Origin of the sequence: Methylobacterium oryzisoli (assembly GCF_046557895.1) — a bacterium.
Lineage (GTDB): Bacteria > Pseudomonadota > Alphaproteobacteria > Rhizobiales > Beijerinckiaceae > Methylobacterium > Methylobacterium oryzisoli.
Genome location: NZ_JBKIBX010000125.1, coordinates 1 through 798, shown reverse-complemented (window position 1 = coordinate 798; position 798 = coordinate 1). Strand labels below are relative to the sequence as shown.

At 59.6% G+C, this 798-nt stretch carries 1 protein-coding gene; it reads right to left on the bottom strand.

Annotation, left to right across the window (positions count from 1 at the left end):
* Positions 1-523 (bottom strand): hypothetical protein (locus ACKUB9_RS34330; protein WP_407531185.1); only part of this gene is annotated, 523 nt, incomplete at its 3' end.
* Positions 524-798 lie beyond the last annotated feature (275 nt).

The following is a 798-nucleotide window of genomic DNA, read 5'->3' as shown; positions in this document are numbered from 1 at the left end:
CGCAGCTTCCACCGGCGGCTCTCGCCGCATAGGGTTTAAATCGGTGTCTCACAAACCGCGGGCGGTACAGGTCAGTGTTGTCGGGGCCGAGCGGGTAGGTGCCGAGGATCCAATCGTCATCGATGATCGTGACGAACCAGAGTCGTTCGTCGATCTTGCTCCTGCCGATAGCCTCTTCCAGGAACGACGCCCACCCAGCGCCCGCGTAGGGGTTGAGGGCATGAAGGTGCCGGGCACGATGGCGAGTGAAGATGCCCTCGTACTCCCGCTTCTCGTGCCTGATCCGGACCTCGTTTAGCCCCCGCGACTGCAGCTCCTTCTCGACCGCGGTTTCGAGGAGGGCTGCCTGCTCGGACTCGGTGGGCACCCTCAGGGATACTCGTGGCTTCTTCGGTGCGAGGCGAACGACCTTGTAGGTCCCTACAGCGCCTACGTCGTCGCCCTCGCGCCTACGTCGCTGGCGAGGTTTGCGCTTCGACGACAGCAGGCGACGTGCCTCTTCAGGTGATACGATGCTAAACATATATACCCCTTATAACATGATCTATGGTGTCACGAGTGCACAGGGCGTGCTGCGCACAGGCGTGCGGCTGTGACATGGTGATTTGACAAAGTGCTGATTTGATGCATCCAGGGGCTAGGTTGATGCATGAACTAGCCTATTTCATTGATGGGGCTTGTTTACAGTCGTTACGGGCTGGTCGTAGGAAATGTCCGCGAATCGCGACGTATTCGTCCGGCGAGGGCCACCTTGCTGGGAAGCGGGATGACGTGACGTCCTAGGCGTAATCCTAGGAG